Annotated in this window: 14 protein-coding genes and 1 riboswitch; of the genes, 12 read left to right on the top strand and 2 right to left on the bottom strand. The window is 40.7% G+C overall.

Annotation, left to right across the window (positions count from 1 at the left end):
* The first annotated feature begins 21 nt into the window (after positions 1-21).
* The 5 genes from VAHSUH02_RS07970 (at position 22) to VAHSUH02_RS07950 (ending at position 5,229) form a co-directional block, all read left to right on the top strand.
* Positions 22-534: a phosphatidylglycerophosphatase A family protein gene (locus VAHSUH02_RS07970; RefSeq protein WP_005378081.1), complete on the top strand. Its 513-nt coding sequence runs from the start codon at positions 22-24 to the stop codon at positions 532-534.
* A gap of 3 nt (positions 535-537) precedes the next feature.
* Positions 538-1,083, top strand: a complete 546-nt coding sequence (locus tag VAHSUH02_RS07965; protein WP_005381176.1) for a cysteine hydrolase family protein — start codon at positions 538-540, stop codon at positions 1,081-1,083.
* A gap of 57 nt (positions 1,084-1,140) precedes the next feature.
* Positions 1,141-1,247: riboswitch (TPP riboswitch) on the top strand.
* A gap of 79 nt (positions 1,248-1,326) precedes the next feature.
* Complete coding sequence (gene thiC, locus VAHSUH02_RS07960; protein WP_005378177.1) at positions 1,327-2,631, top strand: phosphomethylpyrimidine synthase ThiC; 1,305 nt, start codon at positions 1,327-1,329, stop codon at positions 2,629-2,631.
* 162 nt (positions 2,632-2,793) lie between these two features.
* Positions 2,794-3,423 (top strand): superoxide dismutase, encoded by a 630-nt coding sequence (locus tag VAHSUH02_RS07955; RefSeq protein WP_005378042.1) that lies wholly within the window; start codon positions 2,794-2,796, stop codon positions 3,421-3,423.
* A 249-nt stretch (positions 3,424-3,672) separates the two neighbouring features.
* The gene (locus VAHSUH02_RS07950; protein ID WP_005381244.1) at positions 3,673-5,229 is read left to right on the top strand and encodes a DUF438 domain-containing protein; all 1,557 of its coding nucleotides are present in this window, start codon (positions 3,673-3,675) and stop codon (positions 5,227-5,229) included.
* A 74-nt stretch (positions 5,230-5,303) separates the two neighbouring features.
* On the opposite strand, the gene VAHSUH02_RS07945 is transcribed toward VAHSUH02_RS07950, so the two are convergent.
* On the bottom strand, positions 5,304-6,497 hold the full coding sequence (locus tag VAHSUH02_RS07945) for a MalY/PatB family protein (RefSeq protein ID WP_105112058.1): 1,194 nt from the start codon (positions 6,495-6,497) through the stop codon (positions 5,304-5,306).
* Between the two features lie 285 nt (positions 6,498-6,782).
* Between VAHSUH02_RS07945 and VAHSUH02_RS07940 the strand changes: the two genes are divergently transcribed.
* Together VAHSUH02_RS07940 and VAHSUH02_RS07935 are read left to right on the top strand one after the other, a co-directional pair.
* Positions 6,783-8,141: an NAD(P)-dependent oxidoreductase gene (locus VAHSUH02_RS07940; RefSeq protein ID WP_005381238.1), complete on the top strand. Its 1,359-nt coding sequence runs from the start codon at positions 6,783-6,785 to the stop codon at positions 8,139-8,141.
* A 211-nt stretch (positions 8,142-8,352) separates the two neighbouring features.
* Positions 8,353-8,655 (top strand): helix-turn-helix domain-containing protein, encoded by a 303-nt coding sequence (locus tag VAHSUH02_RS07935; RefSeq protein WP_005381161.1) that lies wholly within the window; start codon positions 8,353-8,355, stop codon positions 8,653-8,655.
* On the opposite strand, the gene VAHSUH02_RS07930 is transcribed toward VAHSUH02_RS07935, so the two are convergent.
* Positions 8,652-9,329, bottom strand: a complete 678-nt coding sequence (locus VAHSUH02_RS07930; RefSeq protein ID WP_038149066.1) for a lactate utilization protein — start codon at positions 9,327-9,329, stop codon at positions 8,652-8,654. The two genes, VAHSUH02_RS07935 and VAHSUH02_RS07930, sit on opposite strands and share 4 nt — an antisense overlap.
* A 353-nt stretch (positions 9,330-9,682) precedes the next feature.
* Between VAHSUH02_RS07930 and VAHSUH02_RS07925 the strand changes: the two genes are divergently transcribed.
* The 5 genes from VAHSUH02_RS07925 to VAHSUH02_RS07905 all read left to right on the top strand — a co-directional run bounded on the left by VAHSUH02_RS07925 (position 9,683) and on the right by VAHSUH02_RS07905 (position 14,606).
* The gene (locus VAHSUH02_RS07925) at positions 9,683-10,897 is read left to right on the top strand and encodes an ATP-binding protein (protein WP_038149065.1); all 1,215 of its coding nucleotides are present in this window, start codon (positions 9,683-9,685) and stop codon (positions 10,895-10,897) included.
* Between the two features lie 56 nt (positions 10,898-10,953).
* The gene (pta, locus tag VAHSUH02_RS07920) at positions 10,954-11,952 is read left to right on the top strand and encodes a phosphate acetyltransferase (RefSeq protein WP_005378201.1); all 999 of its coding nucleotides are present in this window, start codon (positions 10,954-10,956) and stop codon (positions 11,950-11,952) included.
* Positions 11,953-12,124: 172 nt separating this feature from the next.
* Positions 12,125-12,919: a hypothetical protein gene (locus VAHSUH02_RS07915; RefSeq protein ID WP_005384604.1), complete on the top strand. Its 795-nt coding sequence runs from the start codon at positions 12,125-12,127 to the stop codon at positions 12,917-12,919.
* A gap of 276 nt (positions 12,920-13,195) precedes the next feature.
* A complete protein-coding gene (locus VAHSUH02_RS07910; RefSeq protein WP_005384603.1) occupies positions 13,196-13,552 on the top strand; it encodes a winged helix-turn-helix transcriptional regulator in 357 nt (118 codons plus the stop codon).
* A 352-nt stretch (positions 13,553-13,904) separates the two neighbouring features.
* Complete coding sequence (locus VAHSUH02_RS07905; RefSeq protein WP_005378070.1) at positions 13,905-14,606, top strand: MBL fold metallo-hydrolase; 702 nt, start codon at positions 13,905-13,907, stop codon at positions 14,604-14,606.
* Positions 14,607-14,698: the final 92 nt, after the last annotated feature.

The raw sequence follows: 14,698 nt of genomic DNA, 5'->3' as shown, positions 1-14,698 counted from the left end.
GTATAATTTTGAGGAGCAATTATGATATCTCAGGAGGAATTAAAGGCGTGTACGTATAATTTATTAAAGGAACGAGGCGTTACCGTTCAGGACATTGCAGATATTGTGATGATGATTCAACAACCATATATTCCTGATTTGACGATGGACGAGTGCGTAGAGAGTGTACAGGCCGTACTTGAAAAACGAGAAACACAAAATGCCATTATTACGGGCATAGAATTGGATAGATTGGCGGAGCAGAAGAAATTATCTGAGCCACTACAAAGTATCATGACTCGTGATGAAGCGTTGTTTGGTATTGATGAAATCCTCGCTTTATCCATTGTGAATTTATACGGATCTATTGGATTTACGAACTATGGTTATATTGATAAGGTAAAACCGGGCATTGTTAAAAATCTAGATAGTCAAGTTGATAGTCACTGCAATACGTTTCTTGATGATTTAGTTGGTGCCGTGGCGGCCGCTGCAGCAGGTCGCATTGCCCATAATACGCCGAATCGGGTGCACCATGTCGTTGTGGAGGGATAGAACATGAACGTTTTAGTCGTAATTGATATGCAACATGATTTTGTGGATGGCTCTCTTGGTTCTCCAGAGGCTCAGGCCATCGTGGATACTGTACGTCAAAAAATTGCATCCTTTGATGGACCAGTTATTTTTACACGAGATACTCACGATACTAATTATCTTGAAAGCCAAGAAGGTCAGCATTTGCCAGTTGTGCATTGTGTGAAAGATACGATTGGTTGGCAAATTATGGAGAGCCTCATTACGGCCGCAGAAAAACGCAATACCATCCATCCGTACTTTATCATTGATAAACCTAATTTTGGATCCTCTGAATTGGTTACGCGTTTGCAAGGTATGAATACAGCTGAGCCTATTGAAAGTATAACTTTGGTCGGTGTTTGTACAGATGTGTGCGTTGTGTCGAATGCCATATTGTTGAAAGCTGGCTTGCCAGAGGTTCCTATTCATGTAGATCCTAATTGCTGTGCAGGGGTTACTGAGGAAAGCCATGAAGCAGCATTATTAACTATGCGTCAATGTCAGATTGAAGTAGCTAATGATTTGTAATAGAGGTATAGATTGAAATATTAGTTAAATAGTGATATGCTATACACAATTACATAGCAGAGTATGCAAGGGAGCCTATGAGATAGGCTGAGAAAGGGCTGTTAGCACCTGACCTTTGACCTGATCGGGATCATGCCCGCGTAGGAAGCACGCAAAACCATTCAAGGGTATCGATCATATTATATCGATACCCTTTTTCTTGTGTACAAAGCTAAAAGGTTTTATTCAATAGGAGGACATATTATGTTTTACACTCAATTGGAAGCCGCACAAAAAGGCTTTGTTACGGATGCGATGAAAATTGTAGCAGAAAAGGAACGCATGGATGTAGAGCAATTGCGAGCGCTAGTTGCTTTAGGACAAGTTGTTATTCCCTGTAATAAGAATCATACTTGTATCGATCCAGAGGGCATCGGTAAAGCATTGCGCACGAAAATAAATGTGAATCTTGGCACATCCAGAGACGTTACCGATTATGATAGTGAAATAGAAAAGGTAAATTGGGCGATTCAACTTGGTGCTGAATCGATTATGGATTTATCTACTCATGGTGATACACGTATTTTTAGACGAAAATTAACTAGCGAATGTAAAGCCATGATTGGTACTGTACCAGTATATGACAGCGTTATACATCATCAACGGGATTTGGCAGAACTTACTGCTGAGGATTTCTTAGATACTATCCGTCTCCATGCAGAGGATGGGGTGGACTTTGTAACCTTACATTGTGGTATTACGCGTCAAACTATTGAGCAAATTAAAAAGCATAAACGTAGACTCAACATCGTTAGCCGTGGTGGTAGTCTTATCTTTGCATGGATGAGCATGACGGGTAAGGAAAACCCATTCTATGAACATTTTGATGATATTTTAGATATTTGCCGTGAGTATGATGTAACTATTTCTTTGGGTGATGCTTGTCGACCAGGCTGTTTAGCAGATGCTACGGATGTATGTCAAATTGAAGAACTGGTACGACTTGGTGAATTGACTAAACGCGCTCGAGCTAAAGGTGTGCAAGTGATTATTGAAGGCCCAGGTCATGTGCCACTTAACCAAATTCAAGCGAATATGGAAATTGAGGAAACGCTATGTGGCGGAGCTCCGTTTTATGTGTTAGGCCCATTGGTGACAGATATTGCACCTGGCTATGATCATATAACAGCTGCCATTGGTGGTGCTGTGGCGGGCATGCATGGGGCGTCCTTTCTTTGTTATGTAACGCCGGCAGAGCATTTGGCATTGCCTAATGCAGACGATGTGAAAGAAGGTATTATGGCTTTCAAAATAGCAGCCCATGCAGCGGATATAGCACGTGGCATACCAGGTGCCCGTGATAAGGATGATGCGATGGCTGATGCTAGACGCGTACTAGATTGGGAGGCGCAATATGCGTGTGCACTTGATCCTCAACGTGCTCGCAATATTCGTGAAAGCCGAGCTCCAGAGGAGGGGCATAGTGAAACTTGTAGTATGTGTGGTAAATTCTGTGCTGTTCGTAGCATGAATAAGGCTTTGAATAGCGAATATATTGATATTCTGTAATAAATGTTGGTCATATATTGACGTTTATCTATATAGATAGTACAATATGCAAAGAATGATAATTCATATCAATGAAATACCGATGCAGGTGCATCGAATCGCTTTCACAAGAACGATACTAGTTAAGATATCGTTCGTGCCCTAATTAAAAGGAGGACTATTATGAAACCTTTCGAACTCGCACCATTACCATATGCTTATGATTATCTAGAACCTGTTATCGATGCAGAGACGATGAAACTGCATCATGATAAGCATCACCAAGCGTATGTTAATAATTTGAATGCAGCCATCGCTAAATACCCGGATCTTGCCTATGGTTGCGTAGATTGTATTCTCGGCGATATTGCCAATGTGCCAGAGGATATCCGTCAAGCGGTTATCAACAATGGTGGGGGTCATAAAAACCACACCATGTTTTGGGATATCATGACAAAACCTGATACATCTAAATTGCAAGGCCCTTTGAAGGATGCTATCGATGCTGATTTAGGCGGATATGATGCTTTTGTTGAAAGCTTCTCCCAAGCGGCGGCAACACGATTTGGCTCTGGCTGGGCTTGGCTAGTGGTCAACAAGGATGGCAAACTAGAAGTAACCTCTACGGCTAATCAAGATAATCCTCTTTTGGAAGGTAAAACTGCCATTCTTTGTTTAGATGTATGGGAACATGCATATTACTTGCATTACCAAAATCGTCGCCCAGATTATATTAAGGAATTCTTCCGTGTTATCAACTGGGATGCAGTCGCTGAAAACTACGAAAAAGCATTGCAACCTCATCATCAATAAGATGATTGTTAACGAATAGATGATACATCTATGTCCAATTTATGGATTGATTTGTCATCTATTCGTTATTTTTTTGAATAACTTTCAAAAGTATAGCCATGGATACAGATTTTCTAATCGATATCGTTTATCATAGAATTATAGGTTATTAAAGATGACCTTTCGGAATGTAAATTACCTTATATACGAAAACGTATAGAGGCTACTAACATAAGCAATAAACAATATTTTTGACACGAGGGGATCAAAATGGAAAAGAAATTAGATTTATCAAAATCCGTATATGATTTGGTACAAGAATATCCAGAGGTTATAGATATTATGAAAGGATTGGGCTTCACAGAAATTACCAATAAGGTGATGCTCCATTCCGTTGGCAAAATTATGACTATCCCTAAAGGGGCTAAGATGAAGGGCATCTCTATGATGGATATTGTAGGGGCCTTTATGAAAGCTGGTTTTACATTAGAAGGTGATATGCCCAACCTACACGGTGATGATGTAGCATCTGCTAAGGATGTTCCTGTTGAGGCACCAGCCACTCAAGATGAGGAACCTAAGGCTAGTGAAAATACAGAAGCTAACGCAGAGGATACTGTACCCGATAGCGAACGGGTAGAGCAATTAAAAGGCTTCTTAAAACGCTTAGGTACAGGGGAAGCCCTTGGCGATGTGCGCAAAGATTTTGCCAGCCAATTTAAACATGTAGAAGCCAGTGAAATCATGAAAGCTGAACAAGGCCTTATGCGCGAAGGTACACCTCTAGAAGAGGTACAACAATTATGCGACCTTCATTCCGCTTTGTTCCACGGTTCTACCATTCATGAACAAATGGAAGAAGAGCATGCGAAGGTTGAGGCTGCTTTAGAAGCTCAAGATAAGAAACAAACGGTAACAACGCTTGTAGAAACGATAGGCCATCCGCTCAACCAAATGACGGAAGAAAATAAGGCGCTTAATGATTTGATTGAAGAGCTTCGTCCTAAAGTGGCCGATAAAACGGCAACCGTTGATGATGTAAATAGAGTGCGTCAATTATCCGTTCACTATGCTAAAAAAGGCGATTTGTTATATCCAAAATTAAAGGTGGATTATGCTATCGGTGGCCCATCCATGGTTATGTGGACTGTTGATGGCGATATTCGAGACCAATTGGGTGATTTGGCAAAATCTAGTCAAAGTGTAGATGATTGGTATAGACGTTTTGATGAGCTTCTTACACGTGCTCAAGAAATGATCTACAAAGAACAAAATATCTTGTTCCCTATCTGTGCGGAAAACTTTACAACTCAAGATTGGTACCAAATCTATAAGGATACTGCACAATATGAGGAAATCTTTGGTGTAAAACGCATTGCTTGGCCAGAGGCTGATGCGGCATTAGCTACACAAACTAGAAAATCAAGTGGTGATGACAATACCATCGGTTTAATTGGTGGTACGTTAACTGTAGATCAACTCGATGCTATGCTTAACACAATGCCTATGGAAGTAACTTTCGTTGACCATGAAGACATTAACCGTTATTTTAACGACGGCGAAAAGGTCTTTAAACGCCCTACTACGGCAATCGGTCGCGATGTATTCTCCTGTCATCCACCTAAGGTAGAACCTATCGTGCGCGGTATCATCGATTCCTTCCGTAAAGGGGACCGCGATAATGTGGCCGTATGGCTTGAAAAACAAGGCCGTCCATTCTATGTAAACTACATGGCGGTTCGCGACAAAAATAAGAAATACCTTGGCACATTGGAACTCGTACAAGATATGCAATTTGCAAAGGACCATTTCGCAAGATCTAAATAAGAAATCCTATATACGAAAATATGACAAAAGGCTGCTCTAGAACTGATGCTAGAGCAGCCTCTTTATACGTAGGACTAAGAACGGATATGGTCGATGATGCTGTGCGTAGCTGTTTTGATATTAGCTAGGCTCGTGGCTAAGTTAACTCGTACAAAGGTGGCGTAGTTTTTACCGCCAAACCATTCGCCAAAGCTTGGCGCGATACGGCATTGATGTTCGAATAGGTCGTGCATATCTTCAGGTTTTACATAGGCACCGAAATCTATCCATGCCAAATAGGTGCCGTCCATAGGGCTGATGCGAAGCTTTGGTAGGGCTGAGAGTAGTTCATCGCATAGATATTCGTAGTTTTCGCGGATGACAGCGCATACATCGTCTAGCCACGCCTCTGCCTCTGGATGGGTATAGGCCGCAGTGATAGCCGTTTCTGCGATGACATCTGCATCCGTGTGGTACACTTGCGCCTTATAGGCGTTATATTGAGTGCGTAATGTCTCGTTGGGAATCATCACTTCCGCCTGATGTAAGCTGGCCATGTTAAACGATTTTGACACAGATGACATGGTTATCATATGGTCTGCATAATGACCGTTAGATACGGATAGTGCGGGCGTAAATGGTGTGGAACCGGTAATAAGGTCTTGATGGATTTCGTCGCTTATGATGAGCACATTGTGACGCTGACAAATGCTAAATAATCGGTCCATTTCTTCTTCGGTCCACACGTGTCCCACAGGATTATGGGGATTGCAGTGGATGAAAACCTTCACATCGTTTTGACTAATGGCGGACTCGAATGCATCGTAATCAACAGTATATCCATTGGTCGTCGTGCGATGTAATGGCACTGCAACGATGTGTCTGTTTGCATCATTGGCACGGGCATCGAAGGCTCCGTACACGGGCGTAAGGACTGTAATGGCATCGTTTGGTTTGGTGAAAGCCCCAATACACCACATGATACCGGTAATAACATTGGGGGCGCTAGTGATCCAGTCTTGTTCAATAGTGCAGTTGTGACGGCGTTTGTGCCAATGTATGACAGCTTCTATATAATTTGGATTTGTCATGGTATAACCTAGAGGATTGGTTGTTACATAGTTACAAATGGCCTCTTGTATGCATGGTGGTGTTATAAAGTCCATATCTGCCACCCAGAGTGGTAGTAGGTCGGTGCGACTAAATTTTAAATATTCGCCGTCCCATTTGCGGGAATGAGAACCGCGGCGGTCTATGTAGTATGTTTCAGTAAATTCTGTAGTGTTCATAGGAATACCTCATTTATGTTGCCTTATGTATGTATTATAGCAATAAATGTATATAAAATAAGCATATTGTAGCTCAGCTTCTTGACGGAGCTCGCTTTCACAATTTAAAATGTACTATAGAATAGTGTGTGTCTCACCAGTGACCACACGTCTATCGAATGGTTACAAAAGATAAATGTTAGCAGCATGTGGCGGCGTCCCTATGTGAGAGGGCTCATCGGACAGCTTAGGTGCATGCAACGCTATATAAGTATAGTACTGGATCCTTGTTAGGAGGCATGTGCCATGAGTAACGAATTAAAACCACTTCATTTTGATGCGGATTATACGATGGAGGAGGCGCTCGCTGAGGCGAAACGTTGTCTAAATTGTCCAAAACCTTTGTGCCGCATGGGCTGTCCGATTGAAAACGAGATTCCTCGTTTTATCCAAGCCATCGCGCGCGGTAACTTTGGCTTAGCCAACGATATCTTGGCGGAACGTACAAACTTGCCAGCTATCTGTGGTCGCGTGTGCCCACGCGAAAATCAATGCGAAGGCAACTGCATCATGAATAAGGCTAAGAAACCGCCTATCAACATCGGTAAATTGGAACGTTTTGCTGCCGATTTTGAAAGCATCAATGGATTGCGCAAACCTAAGAAAATTAAACAAGATCTCGGTAAAGTAGCCGTTGTCGGTTCCGGCCCTGCAGGCTTGTCCGTTGCAGGCGACGTAGCAAAACTCGGCTATGATGTCACTGTATTTGAAGGTCAATCCGAACCAGGCGGCGTACTCTTATTCGGTATTCCTGAGTTCCGTTTGTCCAAGTCCGTTGTACGTCGTGAAATCGCCCGTCTTGAAGGCTTAGGCGTTAAATTCGTATGTAATACATTCATCGGCCAAGATAAATCCTTGGATGATCTATTTGCAGAAGGCTTTGATACCATCTTCATCGGTACGGGTACACATATTCCTCAAGAAGTACGTATGGAAAACGATCAAATTACAGGCGTATTCCAAGCAATGTACTTGTTAACAAATGTACAATTGGTAGAAAATGGTGAGCTTGAAGAAAAAGCGATTCCTGTGAAGAAAGGGGACCGCGTTGTTATCATCGGCGGTGGTAACGTAGCGATGGATGCGGCTCGTACATGCGTACGTCTAGGCTGTGAATCTGTCACTGTTGCATACCGTCGTAGCCAAGAACAAATGCCAGCCTTGTTATCTGAATACGAAGAAGCCCGTGCCGAAGGTGTTCAATTCCAATGGTTCGCATCTCCAGTTGGTGTAGAAGGTAAAGACAAGGTAGAAGGCTTTAAATACGAAGTAATGGCCCTTAATGACGATGGTGCGGGTATCCACGGCACAGGTAAATACCAAGTGATGCCTGTCGATAAGATCATCATCGCTGCTGGTCATAAACCTAATGCACGCCTCGTTGGGGAAGGTAACAACCTTCGCGTAGACGAAAAAGGCTATATCATCACATCCGAAGAACCATACGGCATGACAAGCCGTGAAGGTGTATTCGCCGGTGGTGACGTAGTGCATAAACCAGCTACTGTAGTACTTGCGATGCGCGAAGCTAAAAAAGCCGTTGATGGCATGGTTAAATACATGGAAATCAAACGTGCTATGGCTACTGCAGAAGAGAATAAATAAGACTTTTATGTACAAGAATATACATGTATGTATGTTTAAGCATAATTTTATAACATAATATGAATAAAAATCCCTTGCGATATGAATGTATCGCAAGGGATTTTCTATTATATGTCATCACAATTCAAGTTGCTATGGTCCCTCTTAATTGGTTGCCGTATTGTGGAGGCAAAGAGTTGTTATTAAGGATAGTATAGAAAGTGAGGTTTCTATGACGTATGATATCGTATGTAGTGAAACACAGTCAGAAAAGGCTATCCAACACTTAGGCGTTCTCATTCTCTTATGGCGCCGCCACTATCATATAACTCAACAAGAGTTAGCTAAGCGAACGGGATTGTTACAGTCCTATATTAGCGGACTGGAAAAGGGGAATATAGACCCTCGTATATCTACGCTGTGTAGGATAGTCAATGGCTTTGATAATATGCCCTTAGATACATTTTTTGGAGGCCCTGACTTGGGCTTTATCGACTTTCACGGCATAGAACATCGACATATAGAATTTCATTAAAATCCTAAATCCTCGTTGATAATAATAACCTCCATGGTTTGCATGTTGCGCATCTTTTTATAGTAAATGGTTAAGGCATTGCAAATTCTGTCTGGTGATCCACAGTCGTAGCATTTTTCTTCTAGCTTGGCACAAGGATTGAGGGAACTTTTTTTATTTTTTTTGCTGTTCAGTGGTGCCGCCACATTGCGCGCCCGATAGATGGCAGAGGCCAAGTCCGGTGTAATTTTATTGCGACCTAGCACAAAGAATACCTCTTGTGATCCGAATAGAGAGGCCGCTACACGGTTGCCAGTGCCGTCGATATTCACCATCTCTCCTGTTTGTGAAAGGGCGTTTACCGAGGTGAGAAATACATCGCGTCCCATTGTGCGTAACGCAGTATCGCGAAAGCTTTCACCAGGAAGAGGTCGCTGAATATCTGTTATGTCATCGTTGACCTCGGACAAAGCATCATGAACCTTGAGTTCCAATAAGGTGCGTGAATCACCGATAGCTACTCGTTTATGTTGAATGCGAGACTGTAAATAGGCCACCGCATCAGCGCCTGTTTCAAAATAATGGACCACGAAGTTGTTGCGTTCTAAGGCTTTGATGGTTTTCTCTATATCAATGGGGGCATCGTTGATTTGAGGATTGATAAGTGCATTGATTGTTGTGTCTGTGTTGGCCATGAGTCCTCCCATATTACATATAAACTAGTGAGGTAAACAGTATTTTCGAAGTAATACAGTATTTCTATTACTAGTATTGTACTGTTTTATGTGGTGGTTATTCAACATAAGGAGACCCTATTTTTAGGTAAAAGAATGATACTGATAGTATAGAATATTCTTTGTATAAAACATTGGAATAGAATCCATATTTGAACACTAAATAGTAAATCTTTGGAATGAAATCCAATTTTATGATAAAATTAATATAAAGTTGGAATGGAATCCAAAGTTATTAGGTGGTCGATATGATATTTGACAATACTAATAAGAGGGTTCCATCTATGAGAACGTACATAGATGAGGAGGCCCTTATGAAATTAATTCAGCGCCAAGGATATCTAGATTTTTTACGACGTAATCGGAATCGGCCTATTGTTAAGGTTGTCTCTGGTATACGTCGTTGTGGGAAATCTACGTTATTTAGGCTATTTAAGGATGAGCTGTTATCAGAAGGCGTTAAACCTGAACAGATAATATCCATTAATTTTGAAGAACTAGAATATGAGCATTTACGAGAGTATCATGCGCTGTATCAATATATTTTAGAGCGTATGCAGCCTGATGAAATGAATTATATTTTCCTTGATGAAATTCAGCACGTTGATCAGTTTCATCGCGTCGTAGATAGCTTGTTTGTAAAAGAGAATACAGATTTATATATTACAGGCTCCAATGCATACTTTATGTCATCCGATATTGCTACATTACTGACTGGGCGGTATGTGGAAATTCAGATGTTACCACTGTCCTTTAGTGAGTTTTACCATAGCAAATACGATGGTAATCAGTACTCTTTAATTCCTGCCTATGAGTCCTATCTTCGTGAAAGCTCATTCCCTTATACGCAACAATTAGGGGGCGAAGATTTTGATATACAAGAATATCTACGAGGCCTATACAATACCTTATTATTACATGATGTTGTGGCTCGATTGAAGATTAGTGATGTTACAATCTTACAAGATATTGTGAGATATATTATGTCTAACATAGGTAGCTTGCTTTCACCCAATAAGATTGCAAATTCGCTCGTTAGCGCCGGTAGAAAAATAGATAATAAAACGGTAGAACGATATTTACAAGGCTTGCAAGATAGCTTGTTGCTATATAAGGTCAATCGTTATGATGTGCGCGGTAAAGAATTATTGCGTATAAATGCAAAGTACTACTGTGTGGATGCAACATTACGTAATCTATTAGTTGGCAACGCGAGTTGTGATACAGGACATATTTTAGAGAATATCGTTTTTCTTGAACTCATTCGTCGTGGATATACTGTATATATAGGCCAATTAGCTAAGGGTGAAATTGACTTTGTTGCACAAAAAGCGGGTGTTACAGAATACTATCAGGTAAGCGAAACTGTGTTAGATCCTAATACGTTAAATCGTGAGCTCGCACCTCTTAAGGCTGTACAAGACCAATATCCAAAGTTTTTACTTACATTGGATGAATTAAATAAAAATGCAAATTATGACGGAATTCAACAACGAAATGTTTTAGAATGGTTGTTAGAGAGCTATTAAATTGCTATAATAATAGTATTGATATGGCATAAGCCAATGTTAAGGAGGCAAAAATCGTGGATTTAATTCAAAAATTAAAAGACCAAGTAAAACCATTAGGTAAAAAAATCGTGTTGCCAGAATACAAAGATGAACGCGTATTGAAAGCAACTGAAATCATTTTGAAAGAAGGTTTCGTAACACCTGTATTAGTAGGTAACCCAGCTGAAATCGCAGAAGCTGCTAAAGCTGTTGGCGTATCCGTAGAAGGTGCTGAAATCATCGATCCAGCTAACTACGATCGTTACCAAGAAATGGTTGATACATTCGTAGAATTGCGCGCTAAAAAAGGTATGACTCCTGAAAAAGCTGACGCAACTATGAAAGGTGACTGCTTATTCTTCGGTGCTATGCTTGTTCGTCTTGGCGCAGTAGATGGCATGGTTGCTGGTTCCGGTTGCCCAACTGCAAACGTATTGCGTGCTGCATTACAAGTTGTAGGTACTAAACCAGGTCTTAAAACTGTATCTTCTTCCATGTTCATGTTCACAAGCAAAAAAGAATATGGCGACGACGGTATGCTCGTATTCTCCGACTGCGGCGTATTGCCTAACCCAACTAGCGAACAATTGGCTGATATCGCAGAATCCACTGTAGAAAAAGCTCGCAAAGTTGTTGGCATGGCTGACCCTCGCGTATCCATGTTATCCTTCTCCACAAAAGGTTCCGCTTCCACTCCAGAAGTAGACAAAGTGGTTGAAGCTGTTAACATCTTGAAAGAACGCAACGTTGACTTCAAATTCGATGGCGAATTACAATTGGACGCTTCCATCGTTCCTTCCGTAGCAGAAAAGAAAGCTCCTGGTTCCAACGTAGCTGGTAAAGCTAACATCTTGATTTTCCCTGATCTTCAAGCTGCTAACATTGGTTACAAATTGGTACAACGCTTCTCCGGCGCTGACGCTCTTGGCCCATTGATTCAAGGTTTGGCTAAACCAGTTCATGACCTTTCCCGTGGTTGCTCCGCTCAAGACGTTGTAGACGTTGCTGCTATCGCTGCTGTTGAAAGCATCTAATAGCTGCATAACTTCATATATAAACATATGTTGTATATGTTTTGATATGCTGAAAGCTGGCTCTATGAGCCAGCTTTTTTGTGTTTCAATTATGGTTAGTATATAATGAAATTAACAATATATTTTGCGTATATTCATCATCATACTAGTGGAAGTATAGAAGGAGAGAATTATGATTTCTGTATTCGACACAAATCCTGTTACATTTGAAGATAAAGGTCGTACTTTAACAATTAGTTACAATGGTGTACTTTGCAAAAATGCAAATGGACAGATTATAACTGACATTGATTTTGAGGACGTAAATGAGCTATTTCTTACAAGATATTTAAATTCAAATAGTAACTATACGATTAGGTTCAGAGACCATAATTGGAAAAGCATAGAAGGTCAAGATTTAGATACTGACCGTACAGAATCTAATGCTGGTCACAATATCCGCGAAACAAAAGCAATCATTGCCGCTTTTGCTCGAAATAAATTGACAGCGGAATTCCCTGCAAATTTAGATACCCTTCAATTGCCACTTGATTACTCCTACATGGGGAAACGAGAAATCACCATTAAAAATGGTGTTATCTCAAATGGTAAGATTGATATCCCTATTAATGAAATTCGCCGCGTAATATGTGCATCTAATGGTACAATTAGTAAATTGTTAGTCTATAAAGAAGAAAAACCTAGTTCCTTCTTCAAAAAGATTTTCGACAAATGTGATATGAAAATCACCTTGAATGCCATTACGTTGCCATTATTAGAAGCTATCGTAACACGTAACACAGGTCATGGTATCGACTTCAGTCGTGGTAACTGGTTTGATCAAAAGGATTCTAACTATATCATCATTCGCTACCTTGACTCTGGGTTCTTCCTTGAAAAAGACGGTACAGCACCTACAGAATGGCAGAAAACAGCTGCTGAAACAACCGCTAAATTTAACTATGATGTGAAAATATTATTGGGATAACATCTGATAAAATCCGCTAACATAGAAACTTTTGTTCAGGAACTATGTAGCGTAAAAGACTGTATTACTAATATAGTAAATATGAAATAAGATACCGAAAGAACCGCTAGTTTTTACTAGCGGTTCTTTCGTGTATAGAGAATCAGTGTTGAATACTAATTGAAAAAATTTCAAAAAGCTTTGTACCCTAAAAAATGATACTATAAAATGATTGCAATACGATAAATTTGTGATATGATTTGAATAATGTAATATAAACAGAGCAGGAGGATTACAATGGCAGAACAACTCGTAAATATTCATGATTTAGTGGGCAGATGCCCCTTTGCAACGAGTCAAAAGTTATTAGCCGGCAAGTGGTCTTTATTGATTATGCATGAATTATCTGAAGGTCCTGTGCGTTTCCGTGAATTAGAGCGCCGCTTATACCCAATTACACAAGCAACACTTACTAGAGCGTTACGCCAATTAGAGGATGATGGCCTTGTACACCGTGAAGTATACGGCACCATTCCACCAAAGGTAGAATATAGCCTTACCGAAGTAGGTGCAGGCTTTAAAACCGTTCTTACATCTCTTGAAAAATGGGGTAACCAATATATCGACTACATGAAAGCCGCTGACCGCATATAAGAAATGCCAGCGGCATTTCTTATCCCTGTTTCCCTAAAATCAATTTGTATTCTTTATTATACCTAAATGTCTCTAATATACTGAGTTGAGGTAAAGAGTGCCCTGCCAAAACGACTTTTCCCCTTAAAATTAGTTTGTATTCTTTATTATACCTAAATGTCTTTAATATACTGAGAGGAGGAAGGCCCTGTTTTCAAAAAACGACTTTGGCCCTGTCCCGTAGGGACAGACCCGGCCGGTGGAGGCTTTTTGGAAATAGGGCCTTCCTCTACACAAACGTATATAGAAAAATATGGTATAATAAAGAATACGAATGATATAAATTCTCAGTAGTGTAGAGGTATTGATAACGATGTTAGATGTAACATTTCTCGCACACAGCGGCTTCCTCGTAGATGATGGCAAGCGCTGCTATGTGTTTGATTATTATAAGGATCCAAACAATATTGTTTGGCAATTGGCAAAGCGTGGCCGTGAATTGTGGTTTTTTATTAGTCACAGCCATGCAGATCATTTTAATCCGTCTATTACGGAGTTTGATGGTCCTCAAACGCGTTATATTTGCCATCAAGATGTGCCATTAGAAGGTAAGGTAAGAAAATGTATTACCATGCGACCTGGCCAAGATGCAAATCTCGATGATGTAGGGATTCATATGTACGGTAGCACCGACGAAGGTGGTTCTTTCTATGTAAAAACGGATACTGCAAATATCGACTCTGACTCCATATTCCATGCGGGTGACCTTAACTGGTGGCATTGGCTTGGCGATACGCCGGAGAATAATGCGGATGCAAAACGCATGGCTTGGCGTGAATTTAAGGAACTAGACGGTCTATCCGTAGATGTGGCGATGTTCCCTGTAGATAATCGTTTAGAAGATGCCATGGAATGGGGTGCTATTGAATTCTTACGCCGCGTGCAGGTGAAAAAGGCGTTTATTCCTATGCATCTAAATGGTCCACTATGGACGCCATCCGTGTATTTTAAAGCTCTCTTTGGCGATGTTCCTGTATGGGAGCCTCAAAAAGATGGCGATGAATGCACATTCTAAATATACTTTCACAGTTTGTAGTTCGTGAAAGTTCGTGACCTATGTGGTCACTACGTTGTATGGGGAGAGTCTATATACGTAATTGAGTAAGT

Origin of the sequence: Veillonella atypica KON (assembly GCF_002959915.1) — a bacterium.
GTDB classification, from domain to species: domain Bacteria; phylum Bacillota; class Negativicutes; order Veillonellales; family Veillonellaceae; genus Veillonella; species Veillonella atypica.
The sequence above is the reverse complement of the archived record's forward strand: the minus strand, read 5'-3'. Positions and strand labels throughout refer to the sequence as shown.